We start from the raw sequence: 18,679 nt of genomic DNA, 5'->3' as shown, positions 1-18,679 counted from the left end.
GCCGCTGGTGCGGCCCACCGCCTCCTAACCGTGTTGATCGCATGCCTTCCGTGCAGATGCGGCAACGCGCTCGATCAGTTCGGGGAGGGACGACCGCACACGTTCGGTCAGGCCTGTGCCGAGGCCGACGTCGGACGCCTCCACGGCGTGCACCACGAGCTTGTGCGGTAGCCGGTCGAGGGCCTCCGCCAAAGCCAGGCACTCGCCCAGGCCGAGCGCGTGGGTGCTCGCCGAGCCCGCCCGGTGCGCGGCCGCTTCCGCCCCTGACAGGGTGTGCAGCCGGCCAGGCCGGGCGGGGCGCGTGCAGACGGCTTCCACCACGACCACGGTGTCGGCGCCGTGCCACAGTTCGAGCATCCGGCTGGGTTCACCGTCGCTGACCGCGAGCACGGTGCCGTCGGGAACCTGGTCCCGCAGTGCCTCCACCACCGCCGGGCCGACTCCGTCGTCGCGGCGGAAGGGATTGCCCACACCGATCACCACGACCCGGCCCGTCATGTGCGCTCCACCGTCAGGTCGAGAAAGTGGGTGGAGCAGGAGATGCAGGGGTCGTGGTTCCTGATGGCGCGCTCGCACACGGTGGTGAGCTCCTCGTCATCGGCGGCGGGGCCCGGCCGGTCGAGTCGCGCCTGGACGGCCCGGCGCAGGTCCTCCTCGATGGCCGACTGGTTCTGGGCGGTGGGCGGAATGATGCGGGCCGCGGTGAGCGTGCCGTCCTCCGCCAGGGCGTAGCGGTGGTAGAGCAGTCCGCGAGGTGCCTCGGTGGCGCCGGTTCCGACCGCCTTGCGGGGCGGGACGTCGACGGCCGGCCGTGGAGGTGGTGCGTAGGCGTCGATGATCCGCAGGGCTTCCTCGACGGCGTGCACAACCTCCACGGCGCGTACGACGATGCTGCGGAAGGGGTTGCGGCAGACCACGCCCGCGGCCGGGTCGCCGAGCCCGGCGTCTCGCGCGGCCTCGGCCGCCACGGGGTGCAGCCACCGGCCGTTGAGGGCGTAGCGGGCCAGCGACCCGGTCAGGTAGCGGCGGCCGTCCAGGGTGGCGGTCAGAGCGGTGGAGTGCGGTACCTGCTCTTCGTGCACGTGCTGCTCGAAGTCGGCGACCGGGAACTCGCGCAGGGCCGGCCCCCGCTCGGTGCCGCTGCCGTCGGGAGCGGCCATGACGGTGGGTGTCCCGGAGTCGATGGCGTAGCGGCCCGGATCCCGCAGGGCCAGCAGCTCGTAGTCGCACACGGCGTCGGGGAAGTCGAACGCGGCCACCCAGCGCACGGTCTCCAGCGCGTCCTCGCGGGCCTGCCGCAGCCGGTCCGCCAGTGGACGGAGTTCCTGGACCGTCGGCGTGCGGTAGAAGCCACCGACGCGGACATTGATCGGGTGGATGGAGCGGCCCCCCAGCTGTTCCAGGATCGCGTTGCCGGTCTGTTTGGTCCGCAGGCCGCGCTCGACGGCGGCGCGGTGGTCGCGGGCGAGTTCGACCGCGCTCGGGCAGCCGAAGAAGTCCGGGGCGTGGAGCAGATGGATGTGCAGGGTCTGGCTCTCGATCCATTCGCCGCAGTACAGCAGGCGGCGCAGCTCGGCGAGGGGGCCGTCCACGGTGACGCCGCAGGCGTTCTCGACCGCCTGGCAGGCGCTCATCTGGTAGGCGACCGGGCAGATGCCGCAGATGCGGGAGGTGATGTCCGGTGGCTCCGTGTGTCCCCGGCCGATCAGGAAGGCCTCGAAGAACCGTGGCGGTTCGTAGATACGCAGCCGTGCCTCGGCGATCGTTCCGTCGTGAACGCGCAGGTGGAGGGCGCCTTCGCCTTCCACGCGGGCCAGTGCGTCCAGCCGCAGGACGCGGGATCCGCGATGGCTCATACCGGCCCTTCCGGGGTGGTGTCTGTCCTGGTCTGGGAGTCGTCCTGCTCGTCGGCTGCCTCAGCCGCGAGATCGGGTACGGGGGCATATTCCGGCGACGCGGCGTTGAAGGTGCGGAAGACACGCAGGATGTCGCGCTCGCTCATCCCGTCGTGGCGCAGTTGCCCGACCATGGAGCGCAGGTTGGGGCTGTTGCTCGGCCCGAAGCAGCCGTAGCAGCCGCGGCCGTAGGCGGGGCAGATCGCGCCGCAGCCGGAGTGGGTGACCGGGCCCAGACAAGGAGTGCCGTGGGCCACGGTGATGCAGGTGGTGCCGCGCCTCTTGCACTCGAAGCAGACGCTGTGATCGGGGATGTTCGGTTTGCGTCCGGCCAGGTAGGCGGTGATGACTTCGAGGAGCTGGCGGCGGTCGATGGGGCAGCCGCGCAGTTCGAAGTCGACGGGTACGTGGGCCGAGATCGGCGTCGAGGTCTCCAGCGTGGCGATGTACTCCGGGCGGGCGTAGACCGCGGCACGGAACTCGGCGACGTCCCCGAAGTTGCGCAGCGCCTGGATGCCGCCCGCGGTGGCGCAGGCTCCGATGGTGACCAGGCGCCGGGAGATGCGCCGGATGTGCCGGATCCGCTCGGCGTCCTCGGCCGTTGTGACCGACCCTTCGACCAGGGAGAGGTCGTACGGTCCGCGCCCGGACAGCTCCGCGCGCTCCCCGTCGGGGCCCTCGGCGGCGGACATCTCCAGGAAGTGCTCGATCCGTATCCGCTCGGTGAGACCGAGCAGTTCGTCCTCGCAGTCGAGCAGGGTCAGCTGGCAGCCGTCGCAGGAGGCGAACTTCCACACGGCGAGTGTCGGCCGGGGATCGGCGTCCGGTCCGGTGCCGGTGTCCGGTCGCGTGTTGGTGACCATTTCACAACTCCCGTACGGCGAGCAGTGGTTCAGCCAGGTCGTAGCCGACGACCGGGCCGTCGCGGCACAGCAGGAGAGGGCCGAGTTGGCAGTGGCCGCAGTGGCCGGTGGCGCAGCGCATGTTGCGTTCCAGGGACACCTGGACGCAGTGCGGGGGCACGCCCCGGTCCGTCAGGGCACGTGCGGTGTGGCGGATCATCGCCTCGGGGCCGCACACCAGCGCGCACGTGCGGTCGGGCTGGATGTCGAACCGGCCCAGGAGTGTGGTGACCACCCCGACTGCGCCGTGCCAGCCCGGGCCGGGGCGATCGACGGCCACTGCCACCCGGGCCGGGCCGCGCCAGCTTTCGATCTCCTCCCGGTAGACCAGATCGCCGGCGGTGCGGGCGCCCACCAGAATCCCGAGCCGGCTGTAGGCCGCGGGCCGCTCCAGGACCGTGTGCACCACCGGCCGCAGCGGCGCCAGCCCGATGCCGCCCGCGATCACCAGTACGTCGTGGCCGGCCGCCGCGTCCATGTCCCAGCCGACGCCGTACGGCCCGCTCAGTCCTACGGTGTCCCCCGGGCGCAGTCGGTACAGCGCCGTGGAGACTGCGCCCACCGCGCGCACGGTGTGCACCAGCCCTCCGTGCCGACCGCGCAGGGAGCTGACCGAGACGGGCACCTCGCCGACGCCGAACGCGTAGATCACGGCGAACTGGCCCGGCGAGAACGGCGGAAGCTCCCGCCCCACCGGCACCAGTTCCACCGAACGGGTGTCGGCGGTCTCCGGCCGGGTGCCGACGACCCGGTACGGCAGCGGAGGCGTCACCGTGCTCATGCCGGGCCGCTTCCGTGGGGCGCGTACAGGTCCAGCAACCTGATGCGGGTCGCCTGCAGGCGCTCGGCGACGACCTCGGTGAAGCGGCGCATCAGGGCGTACCCAAGTTCCGGGTCGGCCGCGCAAAGCTTCAGGACTTCTCCGGCGGGGAACTGCGTCGCCTCCACCGCGGTCACCGCCTCCGCCCCCAGGTGCCAGCGGTATGGCGGGGAGATCCACGACCAGCCCAGCAACTGACCCGGGCCGAGCGTCTCCACCACGGGCGCCGGGTGCCGGCCAGGCACGTACAGGTCGAGGGCGACCTCGCCGGAGCGCAGCAGCCAGAAGCGGTCGGCTTTCCCGCCCTCGTCGAACAGCCGCATACCGGCCGGGTACGAGACGTCCAGTCCTGTGCCCAGCAGCCGTTCGCGGTGTGCGGCAGGGAGGAAGTCCAGGGACGACGGCAGGGCGGTCACGGGGCCTCCGCCTCCTCCGATTCCCGGGACTGCGTCCAGTCGTGCAGGGCGGCGGCCTCTTCGGTGATGTCGATGCCGACCGGGCACCACACGATGCAGCGGCCGCAGCCCACGCAACCGGAGGAGCCGAACTGGTCGTACCAGGTGCCCAGTTTGTGGGTCATCCACTGCCGGTAGCGGCTGCGCGCGGTCGCACGGACCGGGCCGTCGTGCAGATGGGAGAAGTCGAGATCGAAGCAGGAGTCCCACAGCCGCCACCGCTCCGCGTGGTCACCGGTGAGGTCGGTGACGTCCTCGGTGGTGGTGCAGAAGCAGGTGGGACACACCATGGTGCAGTTCCCGCACGTCAGACAGCGCCCGGCGACGTCGTCCCAGCGGGGGGCGTCCAGCGTGCCGGCCATCAGCTCCCTCAGGTCGGCTTCGGGCATCGTCCGTCCCATACGGTCCGCGGCGGAGGCGACGCCCGCGCGGGCCGCCTCGCGGGTGGCGAGGTCCGCCGGGCGGGCGGGCAGTTCGGCGAGGATCTCGGCGCCTTCCTCGCTGCCGCCGCGGATCCAGAAGCGGTGACCTTCGTCGTCGACCACCTCGGTCATCACCAGGTCATAGCCGGGTCCGGCCGCCGGTCCCGTGCCCATCGAGACGCAGAAACAGGTGCCCCCGGGCTCCGTGCACTCCACTGCCACCAGGAACGCTCCAGTGCGCCGCCCCTGGTAGACGGGGTCGCGGTGCGGCCCCCCGGTGAGCACCCGGTCCTGGATCGCGATGGCCCGCAGGTCGCAGGAGCGCACCCCGAGGAATGCGTACCGGACAGGCGGGGGCTCGTCCGCCGTGAACACCGTCTCGTCCCCCACCCGGTCGGCGCTCCACTGCCGTACCCGCGCCGGGTGCAGGAACGTCTTCCACGACTGCGGGCCCGCCGCGTTCGCGAACGCGGCACCGTCCGGCCGCTCGCGCAGCCGGTACTGCCCGGCCTCCAGCTCCACGCCCCATCCGTAGGGCAACTGGTCGGCCGACTCCAGCTCCGCCAGCACGATCGCGCCGTCCCTCACGGTGGGCCCGACCACGGTGAAACCGCGCCCGATCAGAACGTCGACCAGCGCGGCCATCCCGTCCCTGCCGATCACCATCCCGTCGCAGACGGGTGGTGGCGAGGTGTTCACGTCGGTGTACGTGTTCATGGCCTTGCTCCCTCAGCACCGCGGAAAGTGGGTGCAGCGGCCGTCGGCCTCCTGGAGCCCACGGACGGCTGGAGCCACGGACGCAGAACTTCCGGCATAAGCGTACAAATACGGAGGTACCGGAGGCGACTGGCGTCACAGGAGGCTGAGCACGAGGAAGCGGTACGACGCCGCAGGGCTGCCTCATCCGGAGAGCGGCCACGACGTCGACCACGGGGCGGCCGGCGGACACCTCGGGGTCGCCTACGGAGCAGTCGCGGCCACGGTGTCATCCCGGTCGAAGCCCAGCCGGTCCACCACGTCCACCACGCCGTCGACGCTCTCGCACAGCCGCACGACGACCGGGACCATGCTCTTGTGCTCCACGGTGCCGCTGAGCGTGACCCTGCCGTCGGTGACCTCGACGGTCAGCGAGGAGGGAGTCAGGCCGAGCGTCCGGACGATGACGTCTTCGAGGATCTCCTCCTGGATCGCGCGGTCCCTGCGGAGGAAGAGCTGCACCAGGTCGCTGCGGCTGAGCACGCCGATGAGCCGGCCGTCGCCGTCCACGACGGGCAGCCGCTTGACCCCGCGCTGTTCCATGGTTCGCGCCGCACGCACCGCGTTCCACCCCGGCTCCGCGACCACGGCGGGGCTCGTCATCAGCTCCCGGGCGCTGCTCCCGACGCCGGCGGACGTCTGCTTGCGGATCAGGTCCGCCTCCGAGACCACCCCGACCGGCCGACCGTCGTCATCGACCACCGCAACCGCGGTGATGTCGTATTCATCGAGGAGGCGCGCGATCTCCTTGAACGTGGTGTCCGGTCGCACGCTGACGGCGGTCGGGGTCATCAGATCACCCACACTGCGGTGTCTCATAGCCTCACCCCCCCTTCAACGTCCCTTCGCTGATGACGACGTCGATGCCCTCGGGCGAAACGCCCGGAAGCTCCGCCCTCATCACGTACCGGTCGCCCTCCAGGTAGTCCTCGATCCGCATCGCGGAGAGGTCGCCCATCGTGGGCATCCCGAACCGCGTGGGGAAGGACTCGAACCACTCGGGAATCTGCGGGAACGGGAACCTCTGCCTGCGCGAGAGTGTCGCCATCGCCGTACCTCCTGCACTGTGGGTGCGACTGCCGACCCCTCCAGTCCACCGCGTGCGCTCCTTGATCGCAGAGGGCGAACGGCCCATACCGGGGCCCCGAAGGGCCCTTTCCCACCGGTGCCGGGGGCGGGGACCAACGGCCCCGGAAACCCCGGCGTGCCGGTCCTTTCACGAAGACGCAGAGAAGGAATCGGTGTCCACCATCGCCATCAAGACGGGCGCCCGCCGTACGACGTGCGCTGGGACTCGGGACGGGTGACGCTGTACTTCTCCGGACCCGACGCGTACGTCAAGCACCTGGGTACGCGCACGGCATCACCTGAACGCCACTCATGACGGAGATCACGATGGCACGACCCGATGCCCATCTGCCGATCGTGGTCGGTGTGGATCCCGACCCCGCGAAGCGCATGGCGCCGGCCTGGGCGGCCGACGAGGCGGCGCGGCGCGGACTGCCGCTGCGCCTGGTGCACGCCGAGAGCACGCCGACCGTCGGGTTCGCTCGGTGGGAGGTACCGCCCTCCTGGGAGGCGTGGAACGAGGTGATGCACCGGGCCGGCGAGCGTGTGCTGAAGGAGGCGGTGTCCTTCGTGGAGACCCGGCAGCCCCATGTGAAGGTGTCCGGGCTGCTGGCTGAAGGGAACCCGGCGTGGGTCCTGCGGGAGCAGAGCCGGGACGCCGCGGCCGTCGTGCTGGGCTCGTGGCACCTCAGCCGAGCGCGGGAGGCGATCGGCTCCTCGTCCGTCGCCGTGCCCGTCATGGCGCATGCCCGCTGCCCGGTGGTCGTGGTCCCCGAGCCGGAGCACGTCACTCAGCAGCCCGCGTACTTCGTCGTCGGCGTGGACGGCAGCGCGCATTCCGCCGCCGCCGTCGACTTCGCCTTTCAGGAGGCCGCCCTGCGGGGTGCCGCGCTGCGCGCCGTGTACGCGTGGCAGCCCGGGCGGTTGCACTGGATGTTCGACGAGCACGCGGAGCAACAGGAGTACCGACGGGTGCTCTCCGAAACCGTCGCGGGGCGCGGCGCGGCGTACCCGGACGTGGAGGTGCATCACGAACTCGTCAACGGCCATCCGGTGGAGGTGCTGACCGGGGCGTCCGCCCACGCTCTCGGCCTGGTGGTCGGGACCCGGGGGCGCGGCGGCTTCACCGGCATGCTGCTCGGCTCGGTGAGTCAGGGCGTGCTGCACTACGCCCGCTGTCCCGTCATCGCCGTCCCCCATACCTCGGCGTGAGCCGTGAAGACAAAGGCCGGTGGCCGTGGCGGGCGGCAGGAGACGAACCTCGGGGCGGTATCGGCTCGGCAGGGTCGGCACCTGCCGGAGTCCGGACTGCTGGCGGCGACCGCGGGCGCTCTGCTCGCCGGCGGCATCGCGTGGCTACTGGGCCGTCACGACGTCTCCAGCGCCTGCTGGGCGGCCGGCACCGCGCTTGCTCTCGTTCCTGCGGTCGCCTGGGTGGTGGCCGATCTGCGCAGGGGACGGGCCGGCGTCGATGTGATCGCGGTGCTCGCGCTGGCCGGAACCCTCGCGGTGGGCGAGTACCTCGCGGGCGCGCTGATCGGGCTGATGCTGGCGACCGGGCGGTCCCTGGAAACGGCGGCGGAACGGCGTGCCTCGCACGACCTGCGCTCCCTGCTGGAACACGCCCCGCGTTCGGCCCGTCGCCGCGACGGTGCGGCCGTCACGGTCGTGCCGCTGGAGGTGGTGGCTCCCGGTGATGTGCTGGTGGTGGGCCCGGGCGAGGTGGTGCCGGTGGACGGCGAGGTCACCGTCGGCCCGGCGGCGCTGGACGAGTCGGTGCTGACGGGTGAGTCCGCCCAGGTGGATCGTGGTGTCGGCGATGCGGTGCGCAGCGGTGTTGTGAACGGTGGGGCTGTCTTCGAGCTGAGGGCGAAGGCCACCGCCGCCGACAGCACCTATGCCGAGATCGTGCGCCTGGCCCGGCAGGCGGCGGCGGAACGGGCTCCCATGGTGCGGCTGGCGGAGCACTACGCCGCCTGGTTCCTGCCCCTGTCGCTGGGAGTGGCCGCCGTCGCCTGGGCGGTGAGCGGTTCCGCTGTCCGTGCGGTCGCCGTCCTTGTCGTCGCGACCCCCTGCCCGCTGCTGCTCGCCACCCCGGTCGCCATCGTCTCCGGCCTGTCACAGTGCGCCCGGCGGGGCGTCGTGGTCCGGGACGGCGGCGCACTGGAGCGACTGGGCCGGGCCCGCACCCTGGTGATCGACAAGACGGGCACGCTGACCATGGGACGGCCGCGGGTGCTGGAGGTGGCGGGCGCTCCGGGCGGCCCGGCTCCGGCGGAGGTGCTGCGGCTGGCCGCCTCGCTCGACCAGGTGTCGGCCCACATCCTGGCCGAAGCCATCGTCCACGAGGCCAGGGCGCGCAACCTGCCCCTGACGGTTCCGCAGGACGTCACTGAGGAACCCGGACGAGGGGTCACGGGCACCGTGGACGGCCTGCGCATCGCCGTGGGAAGGACGGGGCTGTCCCCGGCCGACCTGCCCGGCTGGGCGCGTGCGGTGGACAACCGGGCCCTGCTGGACGGCGCCGTGACCGTCTGGCTGACCGTGGACGGCACGCTGTCCGGTGCCCTGCTGCTGCGCGACCCGCTGCGCCCGGACGCGCCCCGCACCATCCGCCGTCTCAGGGCGGCCGGGCTGGAGCGGCTGCTGATGCTCACCGGAGACCGTCCCGAACCGGCCCGTGAGGTGGGGGCGGTCCTGGGCCTGGACGACGTACGCGCGGGGCAACTGCCCACCGACAAGATCGCCGCGGTGCGCGAGGAGAGCGGACGGGCCGTCACGGTCATGGTCGGCGACGGTGTCAACGACGCCCCCGCCCTCGCTGCGGCCGACGTCGGTGTCGCCATGGGCGCTCGTGGGTCCACCTCGGCCTCGGAGGCCGCCGACATCGTCCTCACCACGGACCGCGTGGCGCGCCTGGCCGACGCGATGGAGATCGCCGCACGCGCCCGCCGGATCGCGGTGCAGAGCGCCGCGGGCGGGATGGCGATGTCGCTGGCCGCCATGACGGCCGCGCTCCTCGGCCTGCTCCCGCCCGCGCCCGGCGCCCTGCTCCAGGAGGCCATCGACGTAACCGTCATCCTCAACGCGCTGCGGGCCCTGCTGCCGCCATCGGGCGTACGCCCGACCCTCGAACCGGAGGCGGAAAGCCTCATCCACCGGTTCGCCACCGAGCATGACGACCTCAGGGACGCCCTCGACGCCATCCGGGAAGCCGCCGGCCTCCTCGCCTCAGACAACGGCCCCCGCGCCCTGGCCGCCGTACGCGACATCGATCACCTGCTCAGAAACCGCCTGCTTCCCCACGAGCACGCGGAGGAACACGAGCTCTACCCCGCGCTGGACCGGCGACTCGGCCCGGAGGCCACCGACACCATGAGCCGCGCCCACGCCGAGATCGAACGCCTGGCGGAGCGCATCGCCACCCACGTACGCCTCGCCGACGAGGAAGGCGGGCTCCGGCCGGAGCAACTCGACGACCTGCGCGCCTCGCTGTACGGCCTCCACACGATCCTGCGCCTCCATTTCGCGCAGGAGGAGGAGAGCTACTTCTCGCTGGCGCAGTGACGGCTCACGGCAGCTCCGGTACGACGGCCACCGGGCACTGGGCGTGGTGCAGCGGTGTGTGTCCCACCCTCCCCAGGCGCAGCTCACCGGGGCAGGGGCAGTGGCCGCGCCGGGCTCCGATGATCACGAGGTCCGCGGCGGCCGAGCGGTGCAGCAGCACCTTGTGGGCGGGCCCCTCGACCGTGGTCCTGTTCACCCGGACGTCCGGATGGTCGACCGTGGTGTCCTGCAGCAAAGCGTCGATCAGCGTGGACGCCCGCTCCTGACCGTGCCGAGGAGCACCCCCTGCAACTCGCCACGGCCACGGCATCCCGTCACCACGGCCGCGGCGTTGCCACTCTCGCGCAGAAGCGCATCGACCGGGTCCTCGGGCAGGACCTCGGCATGTTGCCCTCTTCGGTGCGGCATTGGCCCAAACCGCTCGATGTGCCAGGCACACGTCTCCGTCCGGAAGACACGGTCCGCACGGTCCTCCAAGAGGTCCGAACGGCCCTACCCCGACGTCCCCGGCACCTCACACCCTGGAAGGTGATCAACCATCCGGATCGACTCCGGAGGGGGTTCAGTGACCGCACCGCCCTTGGACGTGTCCGTCATCGCCGCGTTCGTCGAAGACGCCACGGCCGCTCCGTCCCAGCACAACGCACAGCCCTGGAGATTCCGGTTCCTCAGTGACAGCGGCGTTCTTCAGCTGTACGCCGACCCCGAACGCACCCTCCCGAAGACCGACCCCGACAGCCGCGGCATGCACCTGGGCTGCGGTGCCGCACTGTTCAACCTGCGGGTCGCCGCGACGGCGGCAGGCCGGGAGCCCGAGACGCGGCTCCTGCCCGACTCGTCAGTCCCCGAGTTGCTGGCCGAGGTGGACCTCATGGGCGACGCGCGCCCCGACGACGATCTCGCCCTTCTCCACCCCGCGATCCGACGACGCCACACCAGCCGGAATCCCTTCCGTGAGGACGACATCCCCGATGCTCTGAAGGACGGACTGTGCGCAGCGGCCCGCTTCGAAGGCGCCAGGCTGGTCTTCCCCGACGCCTGGCACGCGCGATCGGTCCTGGATCTGGTACGCGACGCCGAAGGCCGGGAGGCACGGAACCCCGGTGTGCGGGGCGAGACGGCCCATTGGGCCCGGACCGAGCCCGCCGATAAGACCTCGGCTTCGGACGGGATCCCCGCCGAGGCGTTCGGCCCCCGCCAGTGGGGAGCCGACTCCCCCGTACGGGACTTCGCCGTCGGCCGCGAGGTTACCGGGCGCGGTTGGGCCCCGTTCGAGAAACGGCCTCAGATCGCTCTGCTGGGTACGGCACAGGACCGGCCGCTGGACTGGCTGCGGGCCGGCCAGGCGCTGGAGCGGGTCTGGCTCCAGGCCACCTTGGACGGCCTCGTCGCGTCCCTGACCTCCCAGCCCCTCGAATGGCCCGAACTGCGATGGGTGGTGCGGGACCCGACCACGGCCATGGGGCACGTACAGATGGTGATCCGTCTGGGATACGGCCCCGTGGGCACCCCGACTCAGCGACGACCTGTGGCCGAGGTGCTCGACGTCGTCTGACGGCTCGCCCTCGCCGCGAGCCCCCTTTCCACAGCCATGAGGCTTGTGACCACGCATGGAAGGAGTGGAAACATGCAGCACCGAACAGTCGCCGAAGTCATGACGCACAGCGTCGTCACGGCACACCCCCGCTCGTCCTTCAAACAGATCGCCCAGCTGTTGCGTGACAACGACGTCACGGCCCTCCCCGTCGTCGACGACGAGGGACGCCCCGTCGGTGTCGTGTCCGAGGCGGACCTGCTCCGCAAGGCGGCGAGCCTGCCGGACCCGGAGGGACGGCCGCTCGGACGCCCGCTGGGCCCGGACGAGCTGGCACGCGCCGGTGCCGAAACCGCGGAGGCGATGATGACCACACCCGCGGTCATGGCACGTCCTGGCTGGAACGTCGTCGAGACGGCGAGGACCATGTACCGCCACAAGGTGAAGCGGCTGCCCGTGGTCGACGAGACCGGCAGGCTCGTCGGGATCGTCAGCCGCTCGGATCTGCTGCGGCCGTTCCTGCGCAGCGACACGGCGATCAGCGACGAGATCCACCAGGACGTGCTGCGCGCGACCCTGGGTCTTCCCTCGGACGCCGTTCAGGTCGACGTGCGGGAAGGCGTGGTGACGCTGAAGGGCCGGGTCGAGGAGAGAACGCTGATTCCGGTCATCGACCGTCTGTGCCGTTCCGTGGACGGCGTGGTCACCGTGCACCAGTCGATCGGGTACGCCTACGACGACCTCGGATCGGACCTCGAGCCGCCGAGGCTACCCGGCAGGGGAAGCAGCAGCCACGAGACATCTGCTCACCCTGGGTGAGTGATGACGCCGCCCGGCCTGGGGAGTCCTTCCCGGCAATGGGGTGATTCCCCGAGCGCTGCTCGCCTTGACGAGCATCGAGGCCACCTACTGGGCAAATGACTTCCACCGCAGGCAGCCCAGGACCAGCACAAGCACCTGGAACAGCGTTACTGGGCCGGGATCGGCTGGGTCAGGTTCACCGGGTTGCCGTCGGGTTGCGTGAACCCGGCTGCTTTGGCCGCCGCCACGTAGGCGGGGCTCACGAAGTGGGCGTGCACGTCGACCAGACAGTGCGCCGAGGCTGACAAGGGGCCTGACGACCCGCCGTTCGGCTAGAGGTTTGTGCCGGTGCTGCCGTCGTCGTTCGAAGAGTCCCGCTGCTTCCTCTCACCCGGTCCCGAATCGTCCTCTTGCTCGCCCAGCAGCTCCAGGAGTGCGGCGTCCGCCTTCTGCCTGTCCTCCTTCGTCAGCTCAAGAGGTGCATTGCTGTAGACGCTGTACCGGCCGGGATCAATGATGTTGGCGGTCCTCAAGGTGAACGTCAGGAGGGGGCGCCACCCCTTGCGGTGACCAACCCTCATCTGTATCTGGACCTTGTAATCACGGGCCTCCGGAACGAATCCGGGAAACGGCGCCTCGAACTCGATGAAGAGTTGTTGCGCTTCTCTGCCCGCCACAGCGAATCCGGCTGGCAGCTTCGACTCCTCGTCCGGCCCGGGCCGGAGCCGGATCGGTGACGACTTCCATAGAAGCGGCAGATGAGAGGCCGGCTCATCAGGGAAGGTCAACCTGAGGTCCTGCACCACTATCGGCTTGGCACCGGTGTTGTGCAGGACGAGCGGAAGCCGCAGGCGAGCCATGGAGCAGTGGATAATCGCTGCGAAGGAATGCGGCTCCCACGACTTCAGGTGCCCCTGCCTGGCGTTGATCCACCAGAAGGAGGAGACGGTGAAGAGCAATGCGCAAACCGACACGACGCCGGTGCCGGGAATCGATGAGGACGCATTCTGAACGGCAGCGGCCATCAGCTGAAGCACAAATTCAGTGTGCCAGCCTCAGGGCGGGCACGCTAACAGCACTGGGTAAAGGTGGGCCGCGGCGGGAGACCCCCGAAATATCCGCGCGTTGCATACAACGTCGAAATCCATCTGCCGAAACCCTTTCGTCTCGCGATTGCGGCCGTGGTGCACGGGTCCCGGAAGACGAGTCAGCCGCCGGCAGTCGGCCCATCCGTGTGCAGGTGGTCAAGGATGGCGTCGGAGATCTCGGCGAGATGGTCGATCTGCTCTGCCGTGAGGCGGTCGATGAACAGGCGTCGCACCTCCTGAGCATGGACGGGGGCCGCTTCCTCCAACGCTGTGCGCCCCTCTGGCGTGATCACCGCATACATGGAGCGTGACGCGCCGCTCCGTCGGCGCTGTCATCCGGCCTCCTTCTGCGCGACCCTGCTCATCACGGCGACGTGCCGGCCGCACGCCTTCGTCGAGTGCACGGCCGGCACGCCCACACGCTCGGTCGAGTCGTCAGGGAACGAGGATGAGGCGGATCGGGTCGCCGATCTTCCGCTCCAGGCGGTGGATCGCCTCGGGGGCGTCGGCCAGGGCGATGTGGTCGGTGATGGACGGGGCCAGGTCGAGACGGCCACTGGAGGCCAGCCGGATCAGTTCGTAGACGTGGTCGAACGAGGATCCGTAGTGCCCGTACACCTTCTTGTTCTTCAGGTTGAAGGTCATGCGCTCCGAGATCTTCAGCGGCTCGGTGGTGATACCCACCAGGACCAGCGCGCCGCGGTCACCCAGGAGGGGCGAGGCCTGTTCTCGGACCGGGGGAACGCCCGCGAAGTCGAACGCGTAGTCCAGCCCGAGTCCGTCGGTGGCCCGCAGGACGGCCTCGGTGAAAGCGGGGTCGGACGGGTCGAGCGCGATGTCGGCGCCGAACGCGAGGGCCCGCTCTCGCGCACCGGGCAGCGGGTCGACGGCGATGATCGGCGCGGCACCCATCATGCGGGCCAGCCGGACGGCGTGAGCACCCACGCCGCCGACGCCCCAGATGCCCACGGCCTGGGCGGAACGCACCTGCACGGTGTCGACCAGGGCCGCGTACGAGGTGGATACGGCGTCCGGGATGATCGCCGCCTGGTCGAAGGGAAGTGCGTCGGGGATGGGGACGACGGTGTCCTCACGGGCGATCGTGTACTGGGACCAGCCACCGTCGTAGTCGACGCCGCGGCCGCGGAACGACGTGCACGTGCCGCCCCTGACGCAGGTGGCGCACTCACGGCAGGGCTGTCCGGCCTGGAGGGCGACCCGGGTGCCGACCGCCAGATCCCGCCTGAGGCCGGGGCCCGGGGAATGGATGACACCGGAGATCTCGTGCCCCAGGGTGAGTACGTCGGACTTCAGGTGCACCGGTGCGATGCTGCCGTCGATGAGGTGCAGGTCGGAAAGACACACGCCCGCGGCCTTCACCTCGATCAGCACTTCGCCCGGCCCGGGTTCGGGGATCGGAATCTCCTCCACGAGGAACTTCTTCGTGTCCAGGTGGACGCGTCCTGCCAGCATGGTGTCCATCGTCCTGAGCCTTCTTGAGAGTGGTTATGGGACTGCAGCGGTCCGTGGGACCGCAAAGGGGTGGAGGGGCGCTTTGAGGGGACGAGGGGCGAGGGCATCAGCCGGTGCAAGTCGCCGGGCCCCAGTTGCCCCAGGCGGCATGGTGCGGGGCCGGCCGAATGGCACCCCTGTACGTCCGGCCGACCCCGTCTGTGCCCCATGACCGCGGCACCGCCGCTCGGCGGCTATGGGGCAGCTTGTGCGACCCGGTTCTGCGCGAGGACAGCGCGCTGGAACAGGGCATAGGAACGGGCCGTCTGCCGGAATGCGAGGTTCTGCAGTGCCAGTTCAAGGCCCTTGGAGGCGTCGGCTCCCACGGCCAGCCAGAAGTCGGCCGCGTGGTCGGCGTAGGCCTCGGGGTGGCACCGCACCAGTTCGTCGTATCGCGCTGCCGCGCGCTTGCGCCACTGGTTCGCCTCACTGACGCTGCCGCTTCTGTGCAACGCGGCCGCAAGGTGGGCGGCGTACTCCGGGTCGTCGCTGGTCCGGGTGAGGGGACGCAGGAGGGCGACCGCTGCCTTCGGGTCTCCACGCAGGAGCTCGATCTCGGCCAGGTGGCCGAGTGCGGCCGCATAGTGGGGCACCCGACGCCGGGCGGCGTCATAGCAGGAGCGGGCCGCATCGAGATCGCCCTCGCGGTGCCACATCACACCGCGCCGGAAGTCCAGCTGGGCGAGCGGGAAGGGCGAGACACCCTGGTAGTGGCGCCGTGCCTCATCGAACAGCCGCTTCGCCTCAGTGACCTCCCCGCGCTCGGCCTGGAGTACGGCGAGCGCGCCGAGCGTTGTGAAGTCGCTCTGCCGCTCCGTCGCTTTGTGGATCAGAGCCATGGCATCCGCGTAGCAGCCGAGGGCCTGCAGGACGACGGCCCTTTCCGCGTCCAGTGCGGCCTCGTCCGCACCGCCCCGTCCTGCCGCGCCCAGGTCGGCGACGGCCTCGGCGAAGCGGTGCAGGGTCGCCTTTGTGCGTGCGCGGGCAAGCAGGGCCGTGCCGTCCTCGGGTGCGGCGCGCACCAGCCGTTCAGCCAGTTCCGCGGCCCGTTCGTAGTCGGCGACGCGGCCCAGGAGGTGGCCTCGGAGGTTGAGGAGGTCGACCAGCACCGCCCCCTGGGTCACCATCGAAGGAGCCCCTTGCGCCTTCCCCGTAGCCGCGCGGCTGAGCCGTACGGCCAGTCCGTCGATCTGCGCGTGCAGATTCGTCACGGCTATGGTGCCGCTCGTCGTCACCGGCTCGCACAACTGGGTGGACGCCCCGGTCATACCGGTCATGCCGCTGCCTCCCCCGGAGGGACCATCGCGGCCAGGCGGGCGCCCAGGTCCGGCGGGGTCGGGTTGGGAGCGTTCAGGTAGGGGAAGGTGTGGGTGGCCGGCTTGGCCGACTGGTCGACGCCGTCGCTGAGACGCTCGCCGTCCACACCGCCCACGAGCACGGTGTAGAGGGTGTCCACGATGTCGTCGTTGAGGGAGCGGCCACCGCACGTGGTGTGCGGGCGGCCGGCGATCAGGGCGGTCTCGATCTCGAACCAGCCGTCCTCCGAGAAGGGCTTGGACAGGTCGACGACGAGGAAATCCGCCAGCAGCAGTTCGGTCAGCGGGTGGGTGCCCTGCTCGTCCAGCGGCCAGTCGGTCTTCCCGTCCAGGCCGTCGAACCAGGCCAGGTTGGCGTTGAACCGCGCGCGGTAGGCGCCCTCGTAGTCGGGGCGGATGCTGAAGGTGTCTTCCTCGTTGTAGAGGTCGCGGATCTCCAGATCGCGGTTGACGGTGTCGTACTTCCGGCTCGACAGGACCACGTTCTTGATCTCCGGCCGGCCCATGCGCTCCAGCTGGATCAGGCGCAGACCACCGGCGGTCAGGGTCTCGCCGACGACCGCGACCAGCGAGCCGGCGGCCGGGCCGAGCACCGCGGCGTCGACCTCCAGGACGATGCTCAGGCAGTTCAGGCCCTCCAGGACGTTGTCGGCGTCGGGCCTGAGGGAAAGCTTCCCCGTCATGTCGGTGGCGATCACGCCCACGAAGTCGATGAAGAACGGGTCGAGCCGCGACCCGGCGAAGATCCTCAGTCCCTCGCCCTCGGTGGGCACCTCGTTGCCGACCTGGAAGGCGACCGTCCGGCCGTCGGGCGCCTGGCACGTGCCCATCTGCACCAGGGTGTCGGCGCCGTCAAGCTGGTGGGGGGCGTCGAAGGTGAAGTCGAAGACGTACTCGTCTTCGCCGACGTTGAACGCTGCAGCGGCGCCCTCGCTCACGGACGTGATCGGCCGGACGCGGAAACGGTGGGTGATCACGTCGGAGAACAGGGCCGTGGGGGCCGAGGCCGGCAGCACGTTGAGAACGAGCACCAGGTTCCCCGGTCGCTCCGGGCTCGGGAAGGCGTACACGTCGCAGATGTCGGATGCGGGGTCGGCGATGACGCGCGGCCCGGAGAAGTGGTCAGCCATGAGAAACGCTCCTTGCTAGTGGGTGGGTCAGGTGTCGAGGTCGGCGATCCAGCGCAGCGCCGACAGGCCGGGCATGAAGCAGTACTCGCCGCCCCGGTTGACGACGAACGGGGGCAGCCCCTTGAAGCGGCGGCGGATCGGCTCGCGCGGGACGGTGAACTGGCCGTCCTCGTTCCCGCCGATCAGCGGGTCCTTCTCGTCGGGGGCCCCGATGAACTTGCCGTCGTTCAACCACTGCCGCTGGACGAACTCGAACTGCCGGGCAAGGTGGGCGCCGACGAAGGCGAACATGATGCCGCGGTCGGCGCCGTCGTCCTCCAGCACGCCCTTGGGCAGGGGCGGACCATAGGTCGTGCCGCGCCTGATCATGCGGTGCAGGCGCACCTCACCGGTGACGACCGCGTCCCGCGGGTTCATCCGGCGGGCGTGCGAACCCACGGGGCACTTCAGGCCCTGCGGGTCGTCGCCGTACATGAAGTCGTTGTTGCGCGCGGGGTCGGCACCGAGTTCCGGGTCGTCCTTGTCCGGCGTCAGTGCCAGCGGGGCGCCACTGGGCCAGCGGCCGACGAACTTGGCCGCGATCAGCTCCTCGTCCGCACGGTCCTTGGCGCGGTCACGGATGTACTGACGGAACTCGGCCACGCGCGTGTGCAGCTTGCGGAAGACCACATACGTTCCGTTGCGCCCGAGCACCTCGGGCTGCGGGACGGGTGCGATGTCTCCGGTCTCGTCCTCGTATCCAAGGACGAACTCGCCTGCCTTGAGCGGGACTTCACGCGGATTGGTGCCGGGAATCCCCGTGCCCTCGATCGCCGGCTGCCCGATGCTGTCCCGGAAACCGAACGGCTCCTTCTCGTCCGGTCCGACGTGCACGTCCTGCTGCCAGACGGGGACCACGCCGGGCAGGTCGCGCAGTGCGTCGCGGGCCAGGAGGACGATCGTCTCCAGGCGCGCCTCATCCGGGGCAAGTGCGGCCAGGATGATGTGCACGTCCTCCGAACCGAGCGGGCCCTCCCAGTTCTCCGGCGCACTGTCCCCGACATCCCCGAGCTCGTCCGCCCGCGCGGCCATGCCCTCCTGGAACTCGGGCGGGAAGGTGGCCAGCGACTCCGCGGGCACGCCCAGGGCCTTCAGGCCCGGGAAGCTGAGTGCCACCGCGAGCGAGACCTGGCGCTGGGGGTCGAACGAGGCGACCGAGTCGAGAACGGGGGTGAGTCGCCGCAGCAGCTCGCGTCCCTGCCGCCGGTCGTCGATGCGAAGGGCGAGGTAGGAGCCCGCGTAGGGCGTCGGGCGTGGCTCCAGGGCGGCTGCCTGGATGTCGTCGAGTTCTAGGGCGCTGCCCTTGACCGTGGTCATGATGCCTTCCAGAACTGTGTAGCGAGGGCGCGGTCGTCACGCCCGGTGGGGCTCCTG

At 70.7% G+C, this 18,679-nt stretch carries 20 protein-coding genes; 5 read left to right on the top strand and 15 right to left on the bottom strand.

From position 1 onward, the window contains the following. Positions 1–24 precede the first annotated feature (24 nt). The 8 genes from ACZ7L1_RS21865 to ACZ7L1_RS21830 all read right to left on the bottom strand — a co-directional run bounded on the left by ACZ7L1_RS21865 (position 25) and on the right by ACZ7L1_RS21830 (position 6,298). Positions 25–498 (bottom strand): hydrogenase maturation protease, encoded by a 474-nt coding sequence (locus ACZ7L1_RS21865; protein WP_471439375.1) that lies wholly within the window; start codon positions 496–498, stop codon positions 25–27. Continuing rightward, positions 495–1,856 (bottom strand): Ni/Fe hydrogenase subunit alpha, encoded by a 1,362-nt coding sequence (locus tag ACZ7L1_RS21860; protein WP_471439373.1) that lies wholly within the window; start codon positions 1,854–1,856, stop codon positions 495–497. The genes ACZ7L1_RS21865 and ACZ7L1_RS21860 overlap by 4 nt, the downstream gene beginning before the upstream one ends. Further along, positions 1,853–2,758, bottom strand: a complete 906-nt coding sequence (locus tag ACZ7L1_RS21855) for an NADH-quinone oxidoreductase subunit B family protein (protein WP_471439371.1) — start codon at positions 2,756–2,758, stop codon at positions 1,853–1,855. Before ACZ7L1_RS21855 ends, ACZ7L1_RS21860 begins: the two co-directional genes overlap by 4 nt. Before the next feature lies 1 nt (position 2,759). Then, a complete protein-coding gene (locus tag ACZ7L1_RS21850; RefSeq protein ID WP_471439369.1) occupies positions 2,760–3,578 on the bottom strand; it encodes an FAD/NAD(P)-binding protein in 819 nt (272 codons plus the stop codon). Then, on the bottom strand, positions 3,575–4,033 hold the full coding sequence (locus tag ACZ7L1_RS21845) for a Crp/Fnr family transcriptional regulator (RefSeq protein WP_471439368.1): 459 nt from the start codon (positions 4,031–4,033) through the stop codon (positions 3,575–3,577). Before ACZ7L1_RS21845 ends, ACZ7L1_RS21850 begins: the two co-directional genes overlap by 4 nt. Further along, a complete protein-coding gene (locus tag ACZ7L1_RS21840; RefSeq protein WP_471439366.1) occupies positions 4,030–5,211 on the bottom strand; it encodes a 4Fe-4S dicluster domain-containing protein in 1,182 nt (393 codons plus the stop codon). Before ACZ7L1_RS21840 ends, ACZ7L1_RS21845 begins: the two co-directional genes overlap by 4 nt. 243 nt (positions 5,212–5,454) lie before the next feature. Further along, positions 5,455–6,069, bottom strand: coding sequence for a CBS domain-containing protein (locus tag ACZ7L1_RS21835; RefSeq protein ID WP_471439364.1), 615 nt, complete (start codon positions 6,067–6,069; stop codon positions 5,455–5,457). A gap of 4 nt (positions 6,070–6,073) precedes the next feature. After that, positions 6,074–6,298 (bottom strand): hypothetical protein, encoded by a 225-nt coding sequence (locus tag ACZ7L1_RS21830; protein ID WP_471439362.1) that lies wholly within the window; start codon positions 6,296–6,298, stop codon positions 6,074–6,076. Positions 6,299–6,316: 18 nt separating this feature from the next. On the opposite strand from ACZ7L1_RS21830, the gene ACZ7L1_RS21825 reads away from it, so the two are divergent. From ACZ7L1_RS21825 to ACZ7L1_RS21815, 3 genes are all read left to right on the top strand, one after another. Further along, entirely contained in the window at positions 6,317–6,634 is a 318-nt protein-coding gene (locus tag ACZ7L1_RS21825) for a DUF1918 domain-containing protein (protein WP_471439360.1), read from the top strand. A gap of 11 nt (positions 6,635–6,645) precedes the next feature. Then, positions 6,646–7,530 (top strand): universal stress protein, encoded by an 885-nt coding sequence (locus ACZ7L1_RS21820; RefSeq protein ID WP_471439359.1) that lies wholly within the window; start codon positions 6,646–6,648, stop codon positions 7,528–7,530. Positions 7,531–7,611: 81 nt separating this feature from the next. After that, entirely contained in the window at positions 7,612–9,885 is a 2,274-nt protein-coding gene (locus ACZ7L1_RS21815) for a heavy metal translocating P-type ATPase (RefSeq protein ID WP_471439480.1), read from the top strand. A 4-nt stretch (positions 9,886–9,889) separates the two neighbouring features. On the opposite strand, the gene ACZ7L1_RS21810 is transcribed toward ACZ7L1_RS21815, so the two are convergent. Beyond that, entirely contained in the window at positions 9,890–10,120 is a 231-nt protein-coding gene (locus ACZ7L1_RS21810; RefSeq protein WP_471439357.1) for a universal stress protein, read from the bottom strand. Positions 10,121–10,450: 330 nt separating this feature from the next. Between ACZ7L1_RS21810 and ACZ7L1_RS21805 the strand changes: the two genes are divergently transcribed. Together ACZ7L1_RS21805 and ACZ7L1_RS21800 are read left to right on the top strand one after the other, a co-directional pair. Continuing rightward, the gene (locus ACZ7L1_RS21805; RefSeq protein WP_471439356.1) at positions 10,451–11,440 is read left to right on the top strand and encodes an Acg family FMN-binding oxidoreductase; all 990 of its coding nucleotides are present in this window, start codon (positions 10,451–10,453) and stop codon (positions 11,438–11,440) included. Between the two features lie 72 nt (positions 11,441–11,512). Continuing rightward, a complete protein-coding gene (locus ACZ7L1_RS21800) occupies positions 11,513–12,238 on the top strand; it encodes a CBS domain-containing protein (RefSeq protein WP_471439354.1) in 726 nt (241 codons plus the stop codon). Between the two features lie 149 nt (positions 12,239–12,387). Here the strand turns inward: ACZ7L1_RS21800 and ACZ7L1_RS21795 are convergent, their stop codons facing one another. The 6 genes from ACZ7L1_RS21795 to ACZ7L1_RS21770 all read right to left on the bottom strand — a co-directional run bounded on the left by ACZ7L1_RS21795 (position 12,388) and on the right by ACZ7L1_RS21770 (position 18,622). After that, complete coding sequence (locus tag ACZ7L1_RS21795; protein WP_471439352.1) at positions 12,388–12,528, bottom strand: hypothetical protein; 141 nt, start codon at positions 12,526–12,528, stop codon at positions 12,388–12,390. A gap of 24 nt (positions 12,529–12,552) precedes the next feature. Then, entirely contained in the window at positions 12,553–13,257 is a 705-nt protein-coding gene (locus ACZ7L1_RS21790) for a hypothetical protein (protein ID WP_471439351.1), read from the bottom strand. A gap of 486 nt (positions 13,258–13,743) precedes the next feature. Beyond that, positions 13,744–14,790, bottom strand: coding sequence for a zinc-binding dehydrogenase (locus ACZ7L1_RS21785; protein ID WP_471439350.1), 1,047 nt, complete (start codon positions 14,788–14,790; stop codon positions 13,744–13,746). A gap of 224 nt (positions 14,791–15,014) precedes the next feature. Next, positions 15,015–16,097 (bottom strand): tetratricopeptide repeat protein, encoded by a 1,083-nt coding sequence (locus ACZ7L1_RS21780; protein ID WP_471439349.1) that lies wholly within the window; start codon positions 16,095–16,097, stop codon positions 15,015–15,017. Further along, the gene (locus tag ACZ7L1_RS21775; protein ID WP_471439347.1) at positions 16,094–17,266 is read right to left on the bottom strand and encodes a DUF4331 family protein; all 1,173 of its coding nucleotides are present in this window, start codon (positions 17,264–17,266) and stop codon (positions 16,094–16,096) included. Before ACZ7L1_RS21775 ends, ACZ7L1_RS21780 begins: the two co-directional genes overlap by 4 nt. A gap of 27 nt (positions 17,267–17,293) precedes the next feature. Then, positions 17,294–18,622: a Dyp-type peroxidase gene (locus tag ACZ7L1_RS21770; RefSeq protein WP_471439346.1), complete on the bottom strand. Its 1,329-nt coding sequence runs from the start codon at positions 18,620–18,622 to the stop codon at positions 17,294–17,296. Positions 18,623–18,679 lie beyond the last annotated feature (57 nt).

Source organism: Streptomyces sp. NPDC107546 (assembly GCF_055639175.1).
This window is presented reverse-complemented; position numbering and strand designations above follow the sequence as displayed.

What these genes read in the sequence shown, in the direction of transcription:
- ACZ7L1_RS21865 (WP_471439375.1), bottom strand. Translation starts at nt 498, where the DNA reads ATGACGGGCCGGGTCGTGGTGATCGGTGTGGGCAATCCCTTCCGCCGC.
- ACZ7L1_RS21860 (WP_471439373.1), bottom strand. Translation starts at nt 1,856, where the DNA reads ATGAGCCATCGCGGATCCCGCGTCCTGCGGCTGGACGCACTGGCCCGC.
- ACZ7L1_RS21855 (WP_471439371.1), bottom strand. Translation starts at nt 2,758, where the DNA reads ATGGTCACCAACACGCGACCGGACACCGGCACCGGACCGGACGCCGAT.
- ACZ7L1_RS21850 (WP_471439369.1), bottom strand. Translation starts at nt 3,578, where the DNA reads ATGAGCACGGTGACGCCTCCGCTGCCGTACCGGGTCGTCGGCACCCGG.
- ACZ7L1_RS21840 (WP_471439366.1), bottom strand. Translation starts at nt 5,211, where the DNA reads ATGAACACGTACACCGACGTGAACACCTCGCCACCACCCGTCTGCGAC.
- ACZ7L1_RS21835 (WP_471439364.1), bottom strand. Translation starts at nt 6,069, where the DNA reads ATGAGACACCGCAGTGTGGGTGATCTGATGACCCCGACCGCCGTCAGC.
- ACZ7L1_RS21830 (WP_471439362.1), bottom strand. Translation starts at nt 6,298, where the DNA reads ATGGCGACACTCTCGCGCAGGCAGAGGTTCCCGTTCCCGCAGATTCCC.
- ACZ7L1_RS21820 (WP_471439359.1), top strand. Translation starts at nt 6,646, where the DNA reads ATGGCACGACCCGATGCCCATCTGCCGATCGTGGTCGGTGTGGATCCC.
- ACZ7L1_RS21800 (WP_471439354.1), top strand. Translation starts at nt 11,513, where the DNA reads ATGCAGCACCGAACAGTCGCCGAAGTCATGACGCACAGCGTCGTCACG.
- ACZ7L1_RS21785 (WP_471439350.1), bottom strand. Translation starts at nt 14,790, where the DNA reads ATGGACACCATGCTGGCAGGACGCGTCCACCTGGACACGAAGAAGTTC.
- ACZ7L1_RS21780 (WP_471439349.1), bottom strand. Translation starts at nt 16,097, where the DNA reads ATGACCGGTATGACCGGGGCGTCCACCCAGTTGTGCGAGCCGGTGACG.
- ACZ7L1_RS21775 (WP_471439347.1), bottom strand. Translation starts at nt 17,266, where the DNA reads ATGGCTGACCACTTCTCCGGGCCGCGCGTCATCGCCGACCCCGCATCC.
- ACZ7L1_RS21770 (WP_471439346.1), bottom strand. Translation starts at nt 18,622, where the DNA reads ATGACCACGGTCAAGGGCAGCGCCCTAGAACTCGACGACATCCAGGCA.